Origin of the sequence: Knoellia locipacati, from assembly GCF_007992835.1 — a bacterium.
GTDB lineage: Bacteria > Actinomycetota > Actinomycetes > Actinomycetales > Dermatophilaceae > Knoellia > Knoellia locipacati.
Genome location: NZ_BKBA01000008.1, coordinates 481,512 through 502,511 on the forward strand (window position 1 = coordinate 481,512; position 21,000 = coordinate 502,511).

The 21,000-nt window shown below is 70.5% G+C and carries 23 protein-coding genes; 8 read left to right on the forward strand and 15 right to left on the reverse strand.

The annotated features are described in order from the left end of the window. Positions 1–44: 44 nt before the first annotated feature. Complete coding sequence (locus tag KLO01_RS10555) at positions 45–1,319, reverse strand: MFS transporter (RefSeq protein WP_147064815.1); 1,275 nt, start codon at positions 1,317–1,319, stop codon at positions 45–47. After that, a complete protein-coding gene (locus KLO01_RS10560) occupies positions 1,316–1,927 on the reverse strand; it encodes an ArsR/SmtB family transcription factor (protein ID WP_147064817.1) in 612 nt (203 codons plus the stop codon). Before KLO01_RS10560 ends, KLO01_RS10555 begins: the two co-directional genes overlap by 4 nt. A gap of 279 nt (positions 1,928–2,206) precedes the next feature. On the opposite strand from KLO01_RS10560, the gene rplM reads away from it, so the two are divergent. From rplM to glmM, 3 genes are all read left to right on the forward strand, one after another. Next, the gene (gene rplM, locus KLO01_RS10565; protein WP_147064819.1) at positions 2,207–2,650 is read left to right on the forward strand and encodes a 50S ribosomal protein L13; all 444 of its coding nucleotides are present in this window, start codon (positions 2,207–2,209) and stop codon (positions 2,648–2,650) included. Next, entirely contained in the window at positions 2,650–3,168 is a 519-nt protein-coding gene (rpsI, locus tag KLO01_RS10570) for a 30S ribosomal protein S9 (RefSeq protein ID WP_147064821.1), read from the forward strand. The genes rplM and rpsI overlap by 1 nt, the downstream gene beginning before the upstream one ends. A 153-nt stretch (positions 3,169–3,321) precedes the next feature. Further along, the gene (gene glmM, locus KLO01_RS10575; protein ID WP_147064823.1) at positions 3,322–4,668 is read left to right on the forward strand and encodes a phosphoglucosamine mutase; all 1,347 of its coding nucleotides are present in this window, start codon (positions 3,322–3,324) and stop codon (positions 4,666–4,668) included. 124 nt (positions 4,669–4,792) lie between these two features. On the opposite strand, the gene KLO01_RS10580 is transcribed toward glmM, so the two are convergent. From KLO01_RS10580 to KLO01_RS10595, 4 genes are all read right to left on the reverse strand, one after another. Beyond that, positions 4,793–5,680 carry an amino acid ABC transporter ATP-binding protein gene (locus tag KLO01_RS10580; RefSeq protein ID WP_147064825.1) on the reverse strand — a complete coding sequence of 296 codons (888 nt, stop codon included), beginning with the start codon at positions 5,678–5,680 and terminating at the stop codon, positions 4,793–4,795. A 2-nt stretch (positions 5,681–5,682) separates the two neighbouring features. Continuing rightward, positions 5,683–6,504, reverse strand: coding sequence for an amino acid ABC transporter permease (locus KLO01_RS10585; protein WP_147064827.1), 822 nt, complete (start codon positions 6,502–6,504; stop codon positions 5,683–5,685). A 93-nt stretch (positions 6,505–6,597) separates the two neighbouring features. Continuing rightward, on the reverse strand, positions 6,598–7,434 hold the full coding sequence (locus tag KLO01_RS10590; RefSeq protein ID WP_147064829.1) for an ABC transporter substrate-binding protein: 837 nt from the start codon (positions 7,432–7,434) through the stop codon (positions 6,598–6,600). Positions 7,435–7,571: 137 nt separating this feature from the next. Next, the gene (locus KLO01_RS10595; protein WP_147064831.1) at positions 7,572–8,930 is read right to left on the reverse strand and encodes a GH1 family beta-glucosidase; all 1,359 of its coding nucleotides are present in this window, start codon (positions 8,928–8,930) and stop codon (positions 7,572–7,574) included. Positions 8,931–8,975: 45 nt separating this feature from the next. Here KLO01_RS10595 and KLO01_RS10600 point away from each other — a divergent pair, with 45 nt between their 5' ends. Both KLO01_RS10600 and KLO01_RS10605 read left to right on the forward strand, forming a co-directional pair. After that, positions 8,976–9,404, forward strand: coding sequence for an organic hydroperoxide resistance protein (locus KLO01_RS10600; RefSeq protein WP_147064833.1), 429 nt, complete (start codon positions 8,976–8,978; stop codon positions 9,402–9,404). Positions 9,405–9,406: 2 nt separating this feature from the next. Beyond that, on the forward strand, positions 9,407–10,057 hold the full coding sequence (locus tag KLO01_RS10605; RefSeq protein WP_147064835.1) for an NAD(P)H-binding protein: 651 nt from the start codon (positions 9,407–9,409) through the stop codon (positions 10,055–10,057). Positions 10,058–10,078: 21 nt separating this feature from the next. Here KLO01_RS10605 and KLO01_RS10610 read toward each other — a convergent pair whose 3' ends face one another. The 5 genes from KLO01_RS10610 to glpX all read right to left on the reverse strand — a co-directional run bounded on the left by KLO01_RS10610 (position 10,079) and on the right by glpX (position 15,187). Beyond that, positions 10,079–10,933, reverse strand: coding sequence for an MOSC domain-containing protein (locus KLO01_RS10610; protein ID WP_186828005.1), 855 nt, complete (start codon positions 10,931–10,933; stop codon positions 10,079–10,081). Positions 10,934–11,018: 85 nt separating this feature from the next. Then, positions 11,019–11,534 carry a beta-class carbonic anhydrase gene (locus tag KLO01_RS10615; RefSeq protein WP_147064839.1) on the reverse strand — a complete coding sequence of 172 codons (516 nt, stop codon included), beginning with the start codon at positions 11,532–11,534 and terminating at the stop codon, positions 11,019–11,021. Continuing rightward, on the reverse strand, positions 11,531–13,246 hold the full coding sequence (locus KLO01_RS10620) for a fumarate hydratase (RefSeq protein WP_147064841.1): 1,716 nt from the start codon (positions 13,244–13,246) through the stop codon (positions 11,531–11,533). The genes KLO01_RS10615 and KLO01_RS10620 overlap by 4 nt, the downstream gene beginning before the upstream one ends. Positions 13,247–13,254: 8 nt before the next feature. Continuing rightward, positions 13,255–14,187, reverse strand: a complete 933-nt coding sequence (locus KLO01_RS10625) for a PfkB family carbohydrate kinase (protein WP_147064844.1) — start codon at positions 14,185–14,187, stop codon at positions 13,255–13,257. A 1-nt stretch (position 14,188) separates the two neighbouring features. Further along, the gene (glpX, locus tag KLO01_RS10630; RefSeq protein ID WP_147064846.1) at positions 14,189–15,187 is read right to left on the reverse strand and encodes a class II fructose-bisphosphatase; all 999 of its coding nucleotides are present in this window, start codon (positions 15,185–15,187) and stop codon (positions 14,189–14,191) included. A gap of 162 nt (positions 15,188–15,349) precedes the next feature. On the opposite strand from glpX, the gene KLO01_RS10635 reads away from it, so the two are divergent. Next, positions 15,350–15,901: a DUF4245 domain-containing protein gene (locus KLO01_RS10635; protein ID WP_246136146.1), complete on the forward strand. Its 552-nt coding sequence runs from the start codon at positions 15,350–15,352 to the stop codon at positions 15,899–15,901. A gap of 9 nt (positions 15,902–15,910) precedes the next feature. Here KLO01_RS10635 and KLO01_RS10640 read toward each other — a convergent pair whose 3' ends face one another. From KLO01_RS10640 to KLO01_RS10650, 3 genes are all read right to left on the reverse strand, one after another. Then, positions 15,911–16,183: an exodeoxyribonuclease VII small subunit gene (locus KLO01_RS10640; RefSeq protein ID WP_147064851.1), complete on the reverse strand. Its 273-nt coding sequence runs from the start codon at positions 16,181–16,183 to the stop codon at positions 15,911–15,913. Positions 16,184–16,193: 10 nt separating this feature from the next. Further along, complete coding sequence (xseA, locus tag KLO01_RS10645) at positions 16,194–17,438, reverse strand: exodeoxyribonuclease VII large subunit (protein ID WP_147064854.1); 1,245 nt, start codon at positions 17,436–17,438, stop codon at positions 16,194–16,196. A 69-nt stretch (positions 17,439–17,507) separates the two neighbouring features. After that, a complete protein-coding gene (locus KLO01_RS10650) occupies positions 17,508–18,455 on the reverse strand; it encodes a hypothetical protein (RefSeq protein WP_147064856.1) in 948 nt (315 codons plus the stop codon). Between the two features lie 97 nt (positions 18,456–18,552). Here KLO01_RS10650 and KLO01_RS10655 point away from each other — a divergent pair, with 97 nt between their 5' ends. Both KLO01_RS10655 and KLO01_RS10660 read left to right on the forward strand, forming a co-directional pair. Continuing rightward, entirely contained in the window at positions 18,553–19,578 is a 1,026-nt protein-coding gene (locus KLO01_RS10655; RefSeq protein WP_147064858.1) for a 4-hydroxy-3-methylbut-2-enyl diphosphate reductase, read from the forward strand. A gap of 251 nt (positions 19,579–19,829) precedes the next feature. Continuing rightward, positions 19,830–20,252 carry a M23 family metallopeptidase gene (locus KLO01_RS10660; RefSeq protein WP_307725665.1) on the forward strand — a complete coding sequence of 141 codons (423 nt, stop codon included), beginning with the start codon at positions 19,830–19,832 and terminating at the stop codon, positions 20,250–20,252. Between the two features lie 5 nt (positions 20,253–20,257). Here the strand turns inward: KLO01_RS10660 and KLO01_RS10665 are convergent, their stop codons facing one another. Then, complete coding sequence (locus tag KLO01_RS10665; protein WP_147064860.1) at positions 20,258–20,980, reverse strand: DsbA family oxidoreductase; 723 nt, start codon at positions 20,978–20,980, stop codon at positions 20,258–20,260. Between the last annotated feature and the right edge of the window lie 20 nt (positions 20,981–21,000).

Here is a 21,000-nt window from a genome sequence, read left to right on the forward strand (position 1 = left end):
GGATGGTCGCTCTAGCGACCATCCCCGCAGACGCTGCGTCGGGGTCAGGCGACGGGCGCGGAGGCCGAGGCCTTGAGCGCGCGCTCGCGCCCCCGGGCGGGCAGGAAGCAGACGAAGCCCACGATGCTCACCACACCCGCCACGACCATGGCCGTCGAGATCGACGTGCGGGCGGCGAGCTGCCCCAGCAGGGGACCGGTGACCGCGCCGCCTGCCTGCATCACGAGGGAGCTCATCGACAGGACCGTGGCACGGTTCTTCGACGAGGCCTCCCGGTGCATGAGGCCCGTGTAGGCCGGGCTCGCCGCGCCGTGCATCGTGTAGGTGAAGAGGTAGGCGACGAGGAGCGCGGCCGGGCCGAGCACCAGACCCATGACCACGACGCCGAGCCCGTTGACGACCCGGCCGAGGATCGCGGCACGGACGAGGCCGAACCGGTCGGCGAGTCGGCCACCCAGCCAGGAGCCGAACGAGAACAGCGCCCAGCCGCCGGCAGCGGCGGGACCCATCCACACGCCCGCCCGGGTCTCGGAGCCCAGCAGCTCGGCCAGCCGCAGCGGCATGAGCGTCTCGTAGGCCATCATCCCCGTGACCCAGAACAGCTCGACGAGCACGAGGTTGCGCAGCACGGCGTTGGAGCGCAGGAGACCCAGGCCGTCACGGATGGCCGTCGGCGTCTCGCGCACCGAGGACGCCAGGCGGGTCCCGAGGCGCCCCTCGCTGCGGGGGGTCTCGTGGAGCAGCGCGAGGGTCGCCACGAGGTGGACGACGCACAGGGCCACGAAGACCTGGATCGGCAGCAGCAGCGCGCTGGACTGCGTGAACGGGTGCCACGCGACGAGGGCGCCGGACACGAGCGCCCCACCGCCCATGCCGACGCCGACGAGGACGCCCTGGATGGACATGGCGCGGTGGACGTCGGCGCCCGGCTCGCGCTCGTGGACGGTGTCGACGTACCACGCCTCGAGCGGGCCCGAGTCGAGCGCGCGGTAGACCCCCATGAGCCCCGCGGCGAGGGCGAACGTCCAGAACGACTGCGCGAAGAGGTAGGCGAACCCCGCGACGATGTTGACCAGACCTGCGGCGATGAGCACTGGTTTGCGGCCGAGGACGTCGGCGAACCCGCTCGTCGGCAGCTCGAGCAGGAAGACCATGATCCCCTGCGCGGTCATGTAGAGGGTGATCTGCTCGACGGAGAGGCCGCGCTCGCGGGCGACGAGGGTGAAGATCCCGACGACGAAGCCCACCGGGAGCCAGCGGGTGGTCGACAGGAGATAGAAGACGCGGCGTGCCGCGGTGGGGGAGAGGTGCGTGGTCATGCGTCCTCACCTCGCGGGATGCGGTCGAGGTCGAGCGGGTAGGTGACGCTGTAGACGGCGAGCCGCCGGGCAGCGGGGTTGCCCTGCCCCACACGGCGGTAGCGCGCGATGACGTCGTCGATCTCGGCCTTCATCTCCTGGAGCTGGGTCGGGGTGGCGATGACGTAGGAGTCGTTCATCCCGGCGGCGTCGCGCCACGGAGCCGGCCACGCGGCCTCGACGTCGAGCCACTTCTCGAACTGCTCCGCGAAGTGCCGGGTGTAGTCGCGCACGAGCCAGTTGAGCGCGGTCTCGGAGTCCTCGTCGCCCGCGAAGTCGCTCGGCTCGAACTGGTGGCTCTCGGTGGCGGCGCGCCAGAGCCGGCGCTTGCCCTCGCCCTCGCCGGTGTCGGCGACGAGGCCCACGGACTCGAGCTTGCGCAGGTGGTAGCTCGTCGCGCCCGAGTTCGTGCCGAGGGCGGTGGCGAGGTCGGTCGCGGTGGCCGGGCCGCCACGACGCAGCGCGGAGAGCAGGCGCGAACGCAGCGGGTGCGCGAGCACCTTGAGCGAGGCCGCGTCGAGCCGGATCCCGGTGAGGTGGTCCGCGGAGAGGGGGGTGTCAGGAGCCATGCGTGCACAATACCTCTGCACACTCTGTTTGCACAACTATTGTGTATGCCGTGTGCGCGAGTGCGTCCGCGCAGGTCAGGGGCGGTTTCTGGGTCCCTGGAGGCAGATTTGGGTGCGGGGCGGGTTCTCCGTAAACTTGAGGACTGTTGTGCCGTGCGCCCTTCCCGGGGTGGCCCGAGAGGTGAGAACCCTGGCGGGAGCACACGGCATACCCCCTGCGGTTGCGTCCTCGACGAGGCCGACAGGTCCTCCCGTTCCATTCACACGTTAGGCAACATCGTGCGTACCTTCACCCCGAAGCCGGGCGACATCACGCGGCAGTGGCACGTCATCGACGCCACCGACGTCGTGCTCGGTCGCCTCGCCAGCCAGGCTGCGACCCTCCTGCGCGGCAAGCACAAGGCGATCTTCGCCCCCCACGTCGACACCGGCGACTTCGTCATCATCATCAACGCCGAGAAGGTCGCCCTCACCGGCGCCAAGGCGGAGCAGAAGAAGGCCTACCGCCACTCCGGCTTCCCGGGTGGTCTGCGCAGCCGCAACTACGTCGAGATGCTCGACAAGTTCCCCGAGAAGGCCGTCGAGAAGGCCATCCGCGGCATGCTTCCCCGCACGTCCCTCGGCCGTCAGCAGCTGACGAAGCTCAAGGTCTACTCCGGCTCCGAGCACCCCCACGCTGCCCAGCAGCCCAAGCCCTTCGAGATCACCCAGGTGGCCCAGTAATGACCGAGAACACCAGCATCGACCAGGTCGAGGAGCTCGGCACCGACGCCGACGACCAGGAGATCTCCGAGTACACCTCGGAGTCCTCCGGCGAGACCGCCGGCGAGCCGGCCCGTCGCCCGTCCGCGTCCGCCCCCGGCGCCGCGACCGGTCGTCGCAAGCAGGCCGTGGCCCGCGTGCGCATCGTCCCCGGCACCGGTGAGTGGAAGATCAACGGCCGCACCCTCGAGGCCTACTTCCCCAACAAGGTCCACCAGCAGATCGTCAACGAGCCGCTCAAGGTCCTCGAGCTCGACGGCGCCTACGACGTGCTCGTCCGCGTGCACGGTGGTGGGCCCTCCGGCCAGGCCGGCGCCGTCCGTCTCGGTGTCGCCCGCTCGCTCAACGGGGTCGACGAGGAGCTGAACCGTCCGACGCTCAAGAAGGCCGGCTTCCTCACCCGTGACGCCCGCGTGCCCGAGCGCAAGAAGGCCGGTCTCAAGAAGGCCCGCAAGGCGCCCCAGTACAGCAAGCGCTGATCGCAGCCGCCCCTCACCGGGGCCCTGCACCGAAGGCGGCATCCCTCACGGGGTGCCGCCTTCGGCGTCCGGGGGATAGGTTGTCTCGTCGGCCTCTTCCGGAGCGCCACGCACGTCGCACACTCGAAGCACCACGAAAGGCACGGCACACGTATGTCACGACTGTTCGGGACCGACGGAGTCCGGGGGCTCGCCAACGTCGACATCACCGCCGACCTCGCACTCCAGCTCGCCGTGTCGGCAGCCCACGTGCTCGGCCGCGAGGCACGTGAGACGGGGCGCAGGCCCAAGGCCGTCGTCGGGCGTGACCCGCGCGCCTCGGGCGAGTTCCTCGGGGCGGCCGTCGTGGCCGGTCTCGCCTCGGCGGGTGTCGACGTGCACAACGTCGGGGTCCTCCCGACACCGGCCGTCGCGTTCCTCACCGCCGACATGGACGCCCACTTCGGCGTGATGCTCTCGGCGTCGCACAACGCCATGCCCGACAACGGCATCAAGTTCTTCGCGTCCGGCGGTCACAAGCTGCCCGACTCCGTCGAGGACCAGATCGAGGCCGGTCTCGGCCAGGAGTGGGAGCGTCCCACGGGTGCCCAGGTCGGCCGGGTGCACCAGAACCGCGCGGGCCAGGCCCGCTACGTCGCCCACCTCCTCGAGGCCCTGCCCAACCGGCTCGACGGGCTGACGGTCGTCATCGACGGCGCCCACGGCGCGGCCTCCTCGGTCTCGCCCGAGGTCTTCCGCCTCGCCGGTGCCGAGGTCGTCGAGATCGGCACCGAGCCCGACGGGCTCAACATCAACGACGGTTACGGGTCGACCCACCTGGGTCACCTCAAGGACGCGGTCGTCAAGCGCGGCGCCGACATCGGCATCGCCCACGACGGCGACGCGGACCGCTGCCTCGCCGTCGACGCCGACGGCAACGAGATCGACGGCGACCAGATCATGGGCATCCTCGCCGTCGACATGAAGTCGCGTGGCGCGCTGCACGAGGACACCCTCGTCGCCACCGTGATGAGCAACCTCGGCCTGCTCCAGGCGATGGAGCGCGAGGGCATCCGGGTCAAGCAGACCGGCGTCGGCGACCGCTACGTCCTCGAGGAGATGCGCGCCAGCTCCCACTCCCTGGGTGGCGAGCAGTCCGGCCACGTCATCATGCTCGAGCACGGCACGACCGGCGACGGCGTCCTCACCGGGCTCATGCTCGCCGCACGCATGGCGGCGACCGGCAAGACGATCGCCGAGCTCGGCACCGTCATGAGCCGCCTCCCGCAGGAGCTCATCAACGTCAAGGGCGTCGACAAGGCCCGCGTCGAGACCGACGAGGGTGTGCAGGCTGCCGTCGCCGAGGAGACCGCGCGTCTCGACGGCTCCGGCCGGGTGCTGCTGCGGAAGTCCGGCACCGAGCCGGTCGTGCGAGTCATGGTCGAGGCGGCGACCGCCGACGAGGCCAAGGCCGTCGCCGACCGCCTCGTCAACGTCGTCAAGGAGCGCCTCACCCTCTGAGGCGCCTCAGCCTTCGCGCACGCGGAGGAAACCTTGAGGGTCCGGACGGAAATGTTCCGTCCGGACCCTCACGGTTCCCCCACGGGGAGCAAAAGTTGTGCCAGTGGCGGGCGTCGTGTGGGGGTCAGCCGAGTCCCGCGCCCCCGCCGTAGTGGCCGTGAGTGTCCATGGGCTTGACGAAGTTGTCGGCGGTGGACTCGGCCTCGTGGCGCTTGGCGTATGCCGTGTCCTCGGCTCCGGGGTCGACGTGGGTCGGGTCGAGCACGCGCTGGAGGAAGACGCGGGTGCGCTCCTCCTTGGGCTCGCCGATGACCTGGCTGGGGGCGCCCTCCTCGACGATGTTGCCGCCGTCCATGAAGATCACCCGGTCGGCGACCTCACGGGCGAACGCCATCTCGTGGGTGACCACGAACATCGTCATGCCCTCCGTGGCGAGCCGGCGCATGACCGAGAGGACGTCGCCGACGAGCTCGGGGTCGAGCGCCGACGTCGGCTCGTCGAAGAGCATGAGCTTGGGGTCCATCGACAGGGCCCGGGCGATGGCCACGCGCTGCTGCTGGCCGCCCGAGAGCTGGGCGGGGTAGGCGTCAGCCTTGTCGGAGAGACCGACCTTCTCGAGGTTCTCGCGAGCCTTGGCCTCGGCCTCCTCCTTGCTCCGCTTGAGCACGGTCGTCTGGGCGACGGTGCAGTTGGAGAGGACCGAGAGGTGGGGGAAGAGGTTGAACTGTTGGAAGACCATGCCCATGTTGCGGCGGATGGCGTCGATGTCGCAGTCCGGGTCGGTGACCTCGTCGCCGCCCACCTTGATCGAGCCGCTCGTCGGCTCCTCGAGCAGGTTGATGCAGCGCAGGAAGGTCGACTTGCCCGACCCGGACGGGCCGATGACGCAGACGACCTCGCCCTGGTGGATCGTGGCGTCGAGGCCCCGGAGGACGTGGTTGGCGCCGAAGGACTTGTGCAGGTCGGTGACCTCGACGACGGGGGCTGCCGTCCGGGTGGCTGACGTGGTCATGCTCAGCGCTCCTTCTTCTGACGGGCTTCCATCCGGCGCACGATGATGGACAGCGGGAGGGTGATGATGAGGTAGCAGAAGCCGGCCACCACGAGGGGGGTGAGGTTGACGTTGTCGCTGGACAGCTGGCGTCCGTACTTCGTCAGCTCGTAGCCCGTCGCCGACAGACCGAGGACATAGACGAGCGAGGAGTCCTTGACGAGGAGGATCAGCTCGTTGGTCAGGGGCGGGGTGATGACCCTGAACGCCTGGGGGAGCACGATCTTGCGGGTGGCCGTCCCCGACGGCATCCCGAGTGAGCGGGCGGCTTCGACCTGCCCCGGCGGGACGGCCTGGATCCCCGCGCGGATGGTCTCGGCCATGTAGGCCGACGCCACGAGCCCGAGGGCGATCCAGACGGTGCCGTAGGGGTCGTAGGGGATGACGAGGCCCTCGAAGGCGAGCGGCAGGAGCCCGAACGCGATGAAGACGATGATCGCCGGCAGTCCTCGGAAGAACTCGATCCAGACCGTGGCGATCCAGCGGTAGGGGGCGACGGAGGACAGGCGCATGAGCGCCAGCACGGTGCCGAGCACCAGCCCGATGACGAACGCGCCGGCGGTGTAGACGACGGTGTTCTTCAACGCCGTGCCGACACCCTCGGTCAGGGTGTTCTTGATGAGGTCGGTGCGGAAGAAGGTCCTCTGGATCTGACCCCAGTCCGCGACCAGGGCGATGACGAGCACCACCACGGCGAGGAGTGCGTACTGCGCCCAGCGGATCCGCTGGGCACGCCGGCGCGGTGAGAGCTTCTTCTTCGGTGGCGCTTCAGTGGTGGTGCTCATGGGATCTCCTGCCGACCTGTAGGTCATGGGCCGCAACGCCGAGGGGCGGCGGCCGGTCGAAACCGTACCGCCGCCCCCGACGTAGCGGAAGGGTCACTTCGGTGCGTCGACGCCGAACCACTTCTTGTAGATCGTGTTGTAGGTGCCGTCGGCCTGGGCAGCCTTCATCGCCTCGTTCGCGGCGTCCACGATCTTCTGGGCGTTGGGGTCGTCCTTCTTGACCATCAGGCCGTACTTCTCGCCGGTCTGGAACTCCTTGACGACCTCGGTCGACGGGTTGTCCTTGACGTAGTCGAAGAGGGGGCCGTTGTCGTTGATCGCGCCCTCGACGCGACCGGCCAGCACCCCGGCGAGCTGCGTCGGCAGGTCGTCGAAGACGACGGTGGTGTAGCCGTTGGCGCCCTTGTTGTCCTCGGCGTAGCTCTGGCCGGTGGTGTCGGTCTGGACGCCGATCTTCTTGCCCTTGAGACCGGGCAGGTCGGTGATGCCGGAGCCCTTCTTGACGATGAGCGCCTGGGTGGCCTCGAAGTAGGGGTCCGAGAAGAGGACCGCCTTCTTGCGCTCGTCGGTGATCGTCGTGGCGCCGTAGCCGATGTCGCACTTCTTGGCCGCGAACGCGGCACCCGAGGTGATCGTCGCGAACTCGATGTCGACGACCTCCTGCTCGAGCCCGAGCTTCTTGGCGACGAGGTCCGTGAGGTCGACGTCGAAGCCGACGACCTTGGACCCCTCCTTGAACTCGAACGGCTTGTAGGAGAGGTGCGTGCAGGCCTTGAGCTTGCCCTTGGTGATCGTCGTGACGCCACTGGCGTTGGTGGCGGCGGCGTCGCCGCCACCGTCGTCGCTGGAGCCACAGGCCGCGAGGCCGAGAACGGAGATGAGGGCCGCGGCGGCGAAGGCGCCGACCCGACGGGGGCGTGAGGTGCTCACGGGTACTCCTTGTTGACTGTTGGCGTGGGGACCCACGACCGACTGGCGCCGACCCTACCCAGAGGCGCACGGCATACGACCGTTTTTCCCGTCTCAGGGCCGAAATCGTGACCTGTGTTGCGACCGTGTGACGCGGCTCAGCCGTGGTGGGCGGCGATGATCCGGGCGTACTCGTGGCCGGAGTCCTTGACCGTGCGCTTCTGGGTGTCGTAGTCGACGTGGACGATGCCGAAGCGCTTGCTGTAGCCGAACGCCCACTCGAAGTTGTCCATGAGCGACCACGCGAAGTAGCCGCGGATGTCGGCCCCGTCGTCGATGGCCTGCTTCACGGCGTCGAGGTGGCCGTGCAGGTATGCCGTCCGGTCCGGGTCGTGGACCGCGCCGTCCTCGCTCACCTCGTCGGGCCACGCGGAGCCGTTCTCGGTGATGTAGACGGGCAGCCCGCACTCCTGCGCCGAGCGCATGAGGATGTCGTGGTGACCCTGCGGGGAGATCTCCCAGCCCATGTCGGTGAGCGGCGGGTGCGGGTCGGTCTCCTCGACGCCCTCGCCGCCAGGGAGCGGGTGGACGGCGCCCTCGGTGTGCTTGACCCGCGTGGGGAAGTAGTTGTTGACGCCGAGGTTGTCGAGCGGGGCGCTGATGACCTCGAGGTCGCCGTCGTGGATGTAGGAGTGGTCGGTGAGGTGCGCGGTGTCGTCGAGCAGCGACTGCGGGTAGGCGCCGTGGAAGAGCGGGCCGAAGAAGATGCCGTTGAGGGCGTTGTCGGCGCGTCGCACCGCGTCGGCGTCAGCCTCCGTCGCGTCGTCGGGGCCGTAGACCTGGGTCGGGTTGAGCGTGATCGACACCTCGGCGCCCGGGCAGTTCTCGCGGATCGCCGGGACCGCGGTGCCGTGGGCCAGCATGAGGTGGTGGGCCGACACGAGTCCCTCGACCGGGTCCGTGTGTCCGGGTGCGTGGTGGCCGAGCGAGTAGCTGAGGAGCGAGGAGCACCACGGCTCGTTGAGCGTCGTCCAGTGGGTGACGCGGTCGCCGAGGTGGCTCACGACCGTCTGGGTGTACTCCGCGAACCAGTCCTTGATGTCGCGGTTGAGCCAGCCGCCGCGGTCGTCGAGCACCTGGGGGAGGTCCCAGTGGTAGAGCGTGACGAACGGCCGGATGTCGTGCTCCAGCAGGTCGTCCACGAGGCGCGAGTAGAAGTCGATCCCGGCGGGGTTGACGGCCCCGGTGCCGGTGGGGATGACGCGGGGCCATGCCACCGAGAAGCGGTAGGCGTCGAGGCCGAGCTCCTTCATGAGGACGACGTCCTGCGGCATGCGGCGGTAGTGGTCGCAGGCCGGGTCACCCGTGTCCTTGTTGACGACCTTGCCCTCGATCTCGCAGAAGGTGTCCCAGATGGACGGGCTGCGACCGTCGGCGGTCGTCGACCCCTCGATCTGGAAGGAGGCGGTCGCCGCGCCCCACAGGAATCCGTCGGGGAACCTCGTGTCGAACGTCATGGACCCAACCTAGTCCGGCCGTCCTTTGTGGGGCAGGGTGTTCCCATGCCCCATGAAGCGATCACCACCCCCCTCTACGTCACCGCGGCCACTGCCAAGGGTGGCCGGCAGGGACACGTCACGAGCGAGGACGGCGTCATCGACCTCGTCCTCGGCAAGCCCGGGAGCAAGTCCAACCCCAAGGCCAACCCCGAGACCCTCTTCGCCGCCGGGTACGCCGCGTGCTTCGGCAACGCCCTCATCAGCGTCGCCGCGAGCGAGGGCCTCGACGTCAGCGAGTCCACGGTGACCGCCAGCGTCACCCTGGGCCGCACCGACTCCGGCGTGGGCCTGGCGGTGGCCCTCGAGGCGGTCATCCCCGGCGTCGACGACGACACGGCCCAGGAGCTCGTCAACGCCGCCCACCAGGCCTGTCCGTACTCGAAGGCCACGCGCGGCAACATCGACGTCACCGTCACGGTCCGGGGGTCCTGACCGTGGCCGCCGTGACGATCATCGGTGGGCACGGCAAGGTCGCCCTGCGCGCCTCCCGCCTCCTCTCCGACGCCGGGCACGAGGTCACGTCGTGGGTGCGCAACCCCGACCACGCCCCCGACGTCGAGGCGACCGGGGCCACCGCTGCGGTGCACGACGCCGAGCACATGACGAGCGACGAGATGGCTGAGGCGCTCGCGGGCGCCGACGTCGTCGTCTGGTCGGCCGGCGCCGGTGGTGGCTCTGCCGAGCGCACCCGCGCCGTGGACCACGAGGCCGCGGTGCGCTCGATGGAGGCCGCCGCGACGATCGGCGACCCTCTCTATGTCATGGTCTCCTACTTCGGCGCGAAGCCGGATCACGGTGTGCCGCAGGACAACGCGTTCTTCGCCTATGCCGAGGCCAAGGCAGCGGCCGACGAGCACCTGCGTGGCTCGGACCTGCGCTGGGTCGTCCTCGGCCCGAGCACTCTGAGCGACTCGGCCGGCACCGGTCGCATCGAGGTCGACGTCGCGGACAGCGGCGAGGTGACACGCGACGACGTGGCAGCGGTCATCGCGCACGTCGTCGACCACCCCGACCTCGCCGGCCGGACGATCCGCTTCAACAACGGCGACACCCCGGTCGCCGAGGCGCTCGACGCCCTCGCCTGACCAGTCGATGCCGCGACCGGCTCAGCCGGGCGTGACGTCGTCCCCGACGCGCACCACCCCGGTGCCGTCGGGGACGAGCTGGACGGCGAACCACGTGGCGCCGTCCCAGCGACGGTGGCGGGCCAGGGTGCGGATGGGCTCCTTTCCCGTGGAGAGCGAGTCGAGGTCGATCGTCGTCATGACGCAGCGGTCGACCGGCTTCGCTACCCGGAACGGCACGTCACCGAGCCGGACCGTGCCCCACGAGTCCTCGACGAACGGCTCGAGCTCGCCGTCGACGACGACGTTGGGCCGGAACCTCTCCATCGGCAGCGGCTCGGGCACGCTCTCGCCGCGCTCGACCGCGGCCTCGGCGATCCAGTCGTTGAGCCTGGCCAGTGACGTGCGGCTGGCGAGCGTCACGGGATAACCGTCGGCGTATGCCGTGTGGTCGCCCTCTCGGCTGAACGCCGGGTTGAGGGCGCGGGCCGTGGGGTCGACGCACCGCACGAGGCGCAGGCCGGGACGGCCCACCGCCTCACTCACCCAGGCATCGGCCTCTGGGGAGACGAGGGCCCCCGTGAGGTCGTGCCGGTGGAGGCGGACCTCGACGACATCGCCTCCCCCCGCGACGTCGGGCACGTGCAAGGAGGGGAGCCCGGGCGCACTCAGCCGCAGCCCGTCCGGCACGTCCCCGCTCGTCGTCGGGGTGTCGGGGACGACCGAGAACAGCCGGTGGACCTCACGCGCCGAGACGAGTCGCGCGTCGGCGTCGACGACCATCCAGCGCCGGTCGTCGGCGAAGCCCGCCCGCTCGACGGTCGCGGTCTCGACCGGCCGGATGGCACAGCTCTTGACCGGGTGCACGTTGAGCGCGACGACGTGAGGTGACGACACGGCATACCCCTTCTCTTTCTCGACTGATTGCCCTGCCGGGACAGCTCGCTGGCGCTCGCCGTCCCGGCAGGGCAATCAGTCGAGGCTAGATGCGGCGGTCGAGCAGGCCGCTGTCGACGTCGTAGAGGAAGCCGCCGACGGCCACCGTGTCGGGGATGAGCGGGTGCGACCGCACGGCCATGACGTCGGCCTTGAGCGCGGCCTCCTGGTCGGCGATGACATGGAAGCCCTGCCACGACGCGTCGGTGCCGGACTTCTCGCTGATGACCTCGCGGAGCTCGGCCTCGGAGTGCTTGGTCATGGCGCAGCGGGTGTGCGGGACCACGAGGATGCGCTGCACGTTGAGCAGGTGCACCCCGAGGACGAGCGCCTCGAGCGCGGCGGCCGTGACGCGGCCACCCGGGTTGCGGAAGATCTTGGCGTCACCGGGGGAGAGGCCGAGCATCCCGAGGGGGTCGATCCGCGAGTCCATGCAGGTGACGAGGGCGACGCCGGCCTTGGCGATGCCGTCGAAGCCACCGAGGTCGAAGGTCTGCGCGAATGCGCGGTTGGCCTCGAGGAGGTCGTCGAAATCGCCTGTCGCAGTGGGGTTCTCGCTCACAGCAGTCCTGCTCTCTTGGGGATGGTCATGGCCAGCGGCTTGGTCACGGAGGCGAAGAAGTCGTTGCCCTTGTCGTCGACGACGATGAACGCCGGGAAGTCCTCGACCTCGATCTTCCAGATCGCCTCCATGCCGAGCTCGGGGTACTCGAGGACCTCGACGCTCTTGATGCAGTCCTGGGCGAGGCGGGCTGCGGGACCACCGATGGAGCCGAGGTAGAAGCCGCCGTGGGACGCGCAGGCGTCGGTGACGACCTTGCTCCGGTTGCCCTTGGCGAGCATGACCTTGGAGCCGCCGGCAGCCTGGAACTGCTCGACGTAGGAGTCCATCCGTCCTGCGGTGGTCGGCCCGAACGAGCCGGACGGCATGCCCTCGGGCGTCTTCGCGGGGCCGGCGTAGTAGACGGGGTGGTCGCGCAGGTAGTCGGGCATCTCCTCACCGGCGTCGAGGCGCTCCTTGATCTTGGCGTGCGCGATGTCGCGGGCGACGACGAGCGGGCCGGTGAGCGAGAGGCGGGTCTTGACGGGGTAGGCCGTGAGCTCGGCGAGGATCTCGTCCATGGGGCGGTTGAGGTCGACCTCGACGACGGCACCCTGGCCGGTCGACCCGGCGCCGGTCGCCTCGTCGTCGTGGGACTCGAGGCCGGCGTGCGTCGTGTCCGGCAGGAAGCGCGCGGGGTCGGTCTCGAGCTGCTCGATGAACACGCCCTCGGGGGTGATCTTGGCGAGCACCTGCCGGTCGGCCGAGCACGACACGGCGATGGCGACGGGCAGCGAGGCCCCGTGGCGCGGCAGGCGGACGACGCGGACGTCGTGGCAGAAGTACTTGCCGCCGAACTGCGCGCCGATGCCGAACTCACGCGTCAGGCCGAGCACCTGCTCCTCGAGCTCGGTGTCGCGGAAGCCGTGCCCGGTGGCCGCGTCGCCGCTCGTGGGGAGGGTGTCGAGGTACTTGGCGCTGGCGTACTTCGCTGTCTTGAGGGCGAACTCGGCGCTCGTGCCGCCGATGACGATGGCGAGGTGGTAGGGCGGGCAGGCCGCCGTGCCGAGGCCGCGCAGCTTCTCGTCGAGGAAGCGCATCATCGCGGTCTCGTTGAGGACGGCCTTGGTCGCCTGGAAGAGGAACGACTTGTTGGCGCTACCGCCGCCCTTGGCCATGAAGAGGAACTTGTATGCCGTCTCGTGCCCGGGGGCGGTGTCGGCGTAGAGCTCGATCTGGGCCGGCAGGTTGGACCCGGTGTTCTTCTCGTCCCACGTCGTCACGGGCGCCATCTGCGAGTAGCGCAGGTTGAGCGTCGTGTAGGCGTCGTAGATGCCGCGCGAGAGGGCGCGCTCGTCTGCTCCTTGCGTGAGGACGTGCTGCCCACGCTTGCCCATGACGATCGCCGTGCCCGTGTCCTGGCACATCGGCAGGACGCCCCCGGCCGCGATGTTGGCGTTCTTGAGCAGGTCGAGCGCGACGAACTTGTCGTTGTTGCTCGCCTCGGGGTCGTCGAGGATGTTGCGGAGCTGCTGGAGGTGGGCGGGGCGCAGGTAGTGCGCGATGTCGTGCATCGCGGTCTCGCTGAGCAGGCGGAGCGCCTCGGGTGAGACCTCGAGGAACCGGCGACCGCCGGGTCCGTCGACGACCTCGACGCCCTCGGTCGTCAGCAGCCGGTATGCCGTGTCGTCACTGCCGATCGGCAGCAGGTCCTCGTAGGCGAAGTCAGCCATGGTGTCCTTCAGATTTCCTCTCGGGTGGGTGCGTAGGCGCCGGAGCGGCCGACCGTGACGGCGCTCGTGCCGAGGGCCCGGTCGACCGCGGGGGCGACGGCGTCGAGGTCGGCTGCCCGGAGCCGGGCGCGGGCGTCGCCGTCGCCGAGCAGGCCGGCGTCGAGCAGGCCGGACACGAGCCCGGCCATGAAGGAGTCGCCGGCGCCGACGGTGTCGGCGACCCGGTCGACGCGGGCCGGCGCCTCGGCGACGTCGCCGGTGGAGCTCACGCGGTAGGTGACGCCGTCGCCGCCGCGGGTGATGACGACGAGCCCCGGGCCCAGCCGTCCCCACGCGGCCATGACCTCGGGAAGTGAGCGCCCGGCATACAGCCACTCGACGTCGTCCTCGCTGGCCTTGACGACGTCGCTCACGGTGATGAGCTCCTCGATCCGCACGCGGACCTCGTCGACCGAGCCCATGATCGTCGGGCGGACGTTGGGGTCGTACGAGACCGTCGCGTGCTCGCGGGCGTCGGTGAGCGTCTGCGTGATGACCTCGGCGCCGGGCAGCAGCGTCGCGGCGATGGATCCGGTGTGCACATGGCCGAAGCGGTCGAGGTCCTCGACCGGGCGCAGCTCCCAGTGGAGGTCGAAGTCGTACTCGGCGGCGCCCGAGTCATCGAGCGTGGCGACCGCCGTGGAGGTGCCGTGACCGCCCGCGTCGAGGTTCTCGATGGCCACGCCGTGGTCGGTGATCTGCGCGCGGCAGCGCGTGCCGTGGTCGTCGTCGCCGAGGGTCGTGGCGAGCACGGTGTCGTGGCCGAGCCGGGCGATGCCCATGGCGACGTTGGCCGGCGAGCCGCCCACGTGCTCGGCGACGGACCCGTCGGGGGTGTGGACGATGTCGACGAGGGTCTCGCCGACGACGAGGACGCGGGGGGCGGTGGTGTCCGTGCTCATGTCAGGCCTCGCTCCGGGGGAGACCGGCGGTGCGGTCGAGCACGTGGTGGCTCTCGATGACGCGCACGGTGCCGGACTTGCTGCGCATGACGATCGAGTTGGTCGTGGCGCGGCCGCGGGAGTAGCGCACACCCTGGAGCAGCTCGCCGTCGGTGATGCCGGTGCCGACGAAGAAGCAGTTGTCGCTCGTCACGAGGTCGTCGGTGGTGAGGACCGCGTCGAGGTCGTGACCGGCGTCGATGGCCTTCTGGCGCTCGTCGTCGTCCTGGGGCCAGAGGCGGCCCTGGATGACGCCGCCGAGGCACTTGATCGCGCAGGCCGTGATGATGCCCTCGGGCGTGCCGCCGATGCCGAGCAGGAGGTCGATGCCGGTGGTCTCGCGGGCCGCCGAGATCGCGCCGGCGACGTCGCCGTCGGAGATGAGCTTGATCCGGGCACCGCTGTCGCGGACCTCCTGGGCCAGCCTGTCGTGGCGCGGCCGGTCGAGCATGACGACCGTGACGTCCTCGGGCTGCTGCTTCTTGGCCCTGGCGATCCGGCGGACGTTCTCGGCCGCGGGGAGGCGGATGTCGACGACGTCGGCGACCTCGGGGCCGGCGACGAGCTTGTCCATGTAGAAGACGGCGCTCGGGTCGTACATCGAGCCGCGGTCGCTCACCGCCATGACGGCGATGGCGTTGGGCATGCCCTTGGCCGTGAGCGTCGTGCCGTCGATCGGGTCGACGGCGACGTCGACCTCGGGTCCGGTGCCGTCGCCGACCTTCTCGCCGTTGAAGAGCATCGGGGCGTTGTCCTTCTCGCCCTCGCCGATGACGACCGTGCCGCGCATCTCGACGGTGGAGATGAGCGCGCGCATGGCCTCGACGGCGGCGCCGTCGGCGCGGTTCTTGTCACCCCTGCCGACCCAGCGTCCGCCTGCCATCGCGGCGGCCTCGGTGACCCGGACGAGCTCGAGCGCGAGGTTGCGGTCGGGGACGTTCGCGGACGGGGCGTCGGGCATGAGGAACCTGTCTTCCTTGACGGGGCGCGGCGCGCGCGCACCGGGCGGGCCCGGGACGCTGGGTGCGCGAGAGGTGCTCTTCGGGGGTGCGTGATCCTGCGGCCCAAACTCTATCGCCGACCCGATATGGGGAAACCGACGGTCATCAGCGACCATGGAGGGGTGAGCCAGACGCCGACCAAGAGCCGCTACTCCATGGGGTCCACCCCCAACATGGTGCGTTCCCTCGTCGTCATCGGCGCACTCATGGCGATCATCTGGTTCATGGTTCCCCGCGTCAACACCCTCGGTGGCCCCGTTGTCGACGTGCACGGCACGGCCCTCGAGGTGAAGCAGCAGAGCGGGTGGCCCATCGTCGAGGCGGTCGACCTGCCCGACGACTGGAAGACGACGAGCGCCCGCTACGTCAAGGGCACCGACGGCCTCATGACCTGGCACGCCGGCTACCAGGCGCCGTCGGGCAACTACGTCGCGGTCGAGCAGACCAAGGATGCGACCCGCACGTGGGTCGAGGCCCAGACCAACCGGGCCCGTCGCGTCGGTGAGCTCCAGGCAGCCGGTCTCACGTGGGTCAAGTACGAACGCGGCGCCAAGGTCCAGAACAGCCTGGTCAACCGCCGCACCGAGCCCGGTGAGCTCACGACCCTGCTCACCGGCACCGGGTCCTTCGACGAGATGGTGTTCGTCGCCGAGCACCTCGGCCCGGTCAAGTGAGCCGCACGCTCACTCGCTGAGCTTGGCCTCGGCCTCGTCGAGCCACTGCGCGCAGTGCGCGGCGAGGACCTCGCCCCGCTGCCACAGCCCCATGCTGTCCTCGAGGCCGACCTGGCCGTTCTCGAGGCGGGCCACGATGTCGACGAGCTCGTCTCGCGCGGCCTCGTAGCTCATCTGCGCGACGTCGGCGTTGGCGTCGTCGGCCGCCGGGGCGGCGTCGTCGGCAGCGGGGGCGGCGCCCTCGGTATCGACCGTCTCGGGCTGCGGGGTGTCCTTGGCCATGGCGAAGACCTTAACCCTCGGTCCGGACGCCGAAGTCGCCGCGAGCCACGGTGACGTGGAGCAGCTCGTCGACCTCGAGCACGGTGGGGTCGTGCACGACGGCCCCGTCGATGCGTTGGACGATCGCGTAGCCGCGGTCGAGCGTCGACTGCGGTGACAGGGTGCGGACCTGGGCCCGCAGGTGGCCGACCCCGTCCTGGTGGCGGTGGACCTGCGCCTCGATGCGGTGGCGCGCTCGCGACCGCAGGGCCACGACGACCTCGCGCTGCACGCGCAGGAAGGCGCCGGGGTCGGCCAGCACCGGCCGCGACCGCAGCTCCACGAGGCGTCGCCGCTCGTGGTGGAGGCGTCCCTCGACGGCACGCCGTGACCGGGACCGGGCCGCGTCCACGGCCTGGTGCTCCCGCTCGGCGTCCGGGACGATCGCCTTGGCCGCGTCGGTCGGGGTGGACGCGCGGTGGTCGGCGACGAGGTCGAGCAGCGGGGTGTCGACGTCGTGCCCGATGGCGCTGACGATCGGTGTGCGCGCGGCCGCGACCGCACGCAGCATCGCCTCGTTGCTGAACGGCAGGAGGTCCTCGACGTTGCCCCCGCCACGCGCGATGACGATGACGTCGACATCCGGTATGCCGTCCAGCTCGCCGAGCGCCTGGGTCACTTCGGTGACCGCGGTGGCGCCCTGCACGGCGACCTGGCGGATCTCGAAGCGCGCCGTCGGCCACCGGCGTCGGGAGTTCTCGACGACGTCCTTCTCGGCCGCGCTCGCCCGGCCGCAGATGAGGCCGATGCGGCGGGGGAGGAAGGGCAGGGGCCGCTTGCGGTCGGCGTCGAAGAGGCCCTCGCTCGCGAGGTTGCGCTTGAGGTACTCGATCCGAGCCAGCAGCTCGCCGACACCGACGGGCCGGATCTGTCGCCCGTCCATGGTGAGGGTGCCGCGCTGGGTCCAGAACGACGGCTTGGCCTGGACGACGACCCGCGCGCCCTCGGTGACCGGGGCGGCCATCGCGTCGAGGGCGTTGACGTGGATGGAGACCGAGAGCGACATGTCGACGTCCGCGTCGCGCAGCGTGAGGTAGGCCGTGCGCGCACCCGGTCGTCGGTTGAGCTGGATGACCTGGCCCTCGACCCAGACGACCGACATCTTCTCGACGTAGTCGGCGATCTTCATCGAGAGCAGCCGGACCGGCCACGGCGCCTCGGCGGTCGTGTCGGCCGCCCGCTCGGGGAGGGTCGGTCGCTGCGCGGGTTCGCTCACGCGCACACTCTAGGAGTGGGCGGTGTCAGCACCCGGCCCACCGCCCTTCTCGGACAGCCGGCCCGGCGCTCACTCGACCGAGTACCTGGACCAGGTGAAGAGCACGCCGTCGCCGAACGTCCCGGCGGCCCGGCCGAGGCCCTGGACGGCGGTGGTGGGGCCGCTCAGTGAGCCGACGGCATACAGGTGGTTGGCCCCGGTGTCGCGGTCGATGCCCGCGAGGAGCGTGCCGTGCCGTCCGCACGGTTCGGCGACCATGGCCTCGAAGCCCTGCCACGAGCGCGCCCGCACCTGCTGCACCACCGGCGCCATCGGGGTCGTGGTGGGGATCCGGACGCTGTAGAGCGCCCCGCCCGTGGTGTTCATGAGCAACGTGTCCGAGGCCGCGCCGTGCTGGACCACGACCATCGACCTCACCGACCGGAAGCCGGGGCTGCCCTGCCTGGCGGTCCAGCCGGTGCCGGACCGCCGCCAGCGGGAGAGCACGCCGTCCTTGCCCAGGGCGTAGAGGTGGGTCGTCTCCGGCGGCTCGAACGCGTAGCCGGTGACCTCCATGGCCCGCATGGCGCTCCACCCGCCGCCCATGCGGGTGAGTCGTGGTTCGCCCGGGTCCGGGGTCCCGCTGTCCGTCGTCTGGTACTCCGCGCGGAAGAGCACGTCGCCCAGGACGACCCACTGGAACACCCGGTAGCGCGCGGGGTCCGCGGACGGCCAGGTGTTGGCACGGGTGGCCATCGTCGTGGCGCCGTCGGGATACAGGTCCCGCATGGCGGTCGTCGGCGCGAAGCCCGTCGGCGGCGAGGTGCCGAGCAGGACACGGTTGAGGTGGTCACCCGAGGCGTTGATCGCTCCGACGGCGACGCCGCACCGTCCGGCGGTCGTCCTCGTGGTCGTCGTCGTCGTCGTCGGTGCGGCTGCCGCCGCCGCTGGGGTCGCGCCGGATGACGCGACCAGGGCTGCGACCACGACGGCGACGGCAGCGGCGGCCGCCCCGGACCTGTGCACGCGCTTCGACATCGGCTCCTCCTGTGGCCACCGCATCCCGATCCGGTCGACGGTACTCGCGCCGGACGGCATACAGGGGGTGTTCAGGTCCGCCCGTACGATGGGAGGCATGACCGCCACGACTGACCAGGCCACCAAGCGCGTCCTCCTGGCCGCGCCCCGCGGCTACTGCGCCGGGGTCGACCGGGCCGTCGTCACGGTCGAGAAGGCGCTCGACCTCTACGGCGCCCCGGTCTACGTCCGCAAGGAGATCGTCCACAACAAGCACGTCGTGACGACCCTGGAGAAGCGCGGCGCGATCTTCGTCGAGGAGACCGACGAGGTCCCCGAGGGCGCGACCGTGATCTTCTCCGCGCACGGCGTCGCCCCGGTCGTCCACGAGGAGGCCAAGGCGCTGGGTCTCAAGACGATCGACGCCACCTGCCCCCTCGTCACCAAGGTCCACCGCGAGGCCGTGCGCTTCGCCAGCGACGACTACGACATCCTCCTCATCGGCCACGAGGGCCACGAGGAGGTCGTCGGCACCGCCGGTGAGGCGCCCGAGCACATCACCCTCGTCGACGGGCCCGACGACGTCGACAACGTCACCGTCCGCGACCCCGACAAGGTCGTGTGGCTCTCGCAGACCACGCTCTCGGTCGACGAGACCATGGAGACGGTGCGCCGCCTGCGCGAGAAGTTCCCGCAGCTGCAGGACCCGCCCAGCGACGACATCTGCTACGCCACCCAGAACCGCCAGCTCGCGGTCAAGCACATGGCCCCCGACTGCGACCTCATGATCGTCGTCGGCTCGCGCAACTCCTCGAACTCCGTGCGCCTCGTCGAGGTGGCGCTCGAGCACGGCTCCAAGGCCGGCCACCTCGTCGACTACGCCGAGGAGATCGACGAGACCTGGCTCGACGGCGTGCGCACGGTCGGCGTCACCTCCGGTGCCTCCGTGCCCGAGATCCTCGTGCGCGGTGTCCTCGACTACCTCTCGTCTCGGGGCTTCGAGGACGTGCGCCCCGTCGTCGCCGCCGAGGAGTCGCTGATGTTCTCGCTGCCCAACGAGATCCGTCGCGACCTCAAGGCCGCGGGCCTGTCCGACAAGATGCGCCACGACGGCTCGTTCGCCGAGGCCGGTTCGCTGCACTGACGACGCGGACCGAGCGAGGGTATGCCGTGAGCGCACCCGAGCCGGTCGTCCTCGCCTACCCGTTCACGGGGCTGTGGCGGGTGGAGAACTCGCCGGCGAGGCGGGTTCCCAGCCACGGCACGTAGGCGTTCGGCGTCTCGCACGCCATCGATTTCGTCGCGGTCGACGAGCGAGGGCTGTCGGCACCGCACACGTGGCGCTCCTGACTGGGCCTCGAGGCGCCCACGGGCTTCGTCGGGTTCGGCTCTCCCGTGCTCGCGCCGGTCGGCGGGACGGTCGTGGCCGTCCACGACACGGAGCCCGACCACGAGGCCCGGCGCTCGCGCGTGCGGCTCGTGGGCTACGCGCTGGGGCAGGCCGGACGGGCTCGACGCGGCATCGTCGGGCTCGCCGGCAACCACGTCGGCATCGCGCTGGCCGACGCCGGGCCGTACGTCCTGCTCGCCCACCTGCGGCAGGGCTCGGCGCTCGTGTCGGTCGGCGAGATCGTCGCCGTCGGTCAGCAGGTGGGGGAGTGCGGCAACAGCGGCAACAGCACCGAGCCCCACGTGCACGTCCAGGTGAGCGACTCGCTCGACGGCATCGGGGCACGCGGGTTGCCCTTGGTGTTCCGCGGTGACGACGGCGTTCTCCGCGTGCCGGACGAGGGTGAGGTCGTCAGGGTCGGGGGGTGACGGCCTCAGATGGCGCAGCCGTCCGGCCCGCAGGCCGCGTCGTCCGATCCCTGTGCGCCGGTGGCGCCGGGGGCGCTGACCATCGTCAGCGGGTGCGCCTCACCCCAGGCCTGGTCGAGCACCTGGGTGAAGAGCTCGGTGGGCTGGGCGCCGCTCACGCCGTACTTCTCGTCGACGACGAAGAAGGGCACACCCGAGATGCCGTAGCGCTGGGCCTGGGCGATGTCGTCCTGCACGGACCGGGCGTAGGTCCCGTCCGCGAGGGACGTGCGGATCTCGTCGGCGTCGAGCCCGACGGACTCCCCGATGCGGACGAGGGTCTCCACGTCGCCGATGTCCTCGCCGTGCTCGAAGTGGGCGGACAGCAGGGCCTCCTTGGCCGCGTCCTGGTGGCCGTGGTGGACGGCGAGGTGGATGAGCTCGTGCCCGCGCAGGCTGTTGGCGACGACGAGCGAGTCGAAGTCGTAGGCGAGCCCCTCGCCGGCGGCCACCTGCGCCACGTGACCGAACATCTGCTCCACCTGCTCGCGCGCCATGCCCTTGCGGGTCGCGAGGTAGTCGAGCTCGGTGCCGTCGTAGTGCTCGGGCAGCGACGGGTCGAGCTGGTAGCTGTGCCATGTCACCTCCACCGACTCGCGGTGGGGGAACTGCGCGAGGGCGCTCTCGAAGCGGCGCTTGCCGATGTAGCACCAGGGGCAGGCGATGTCGGACCAGATGTCAACCTTCATGAACGGTTGAACCATCAAGG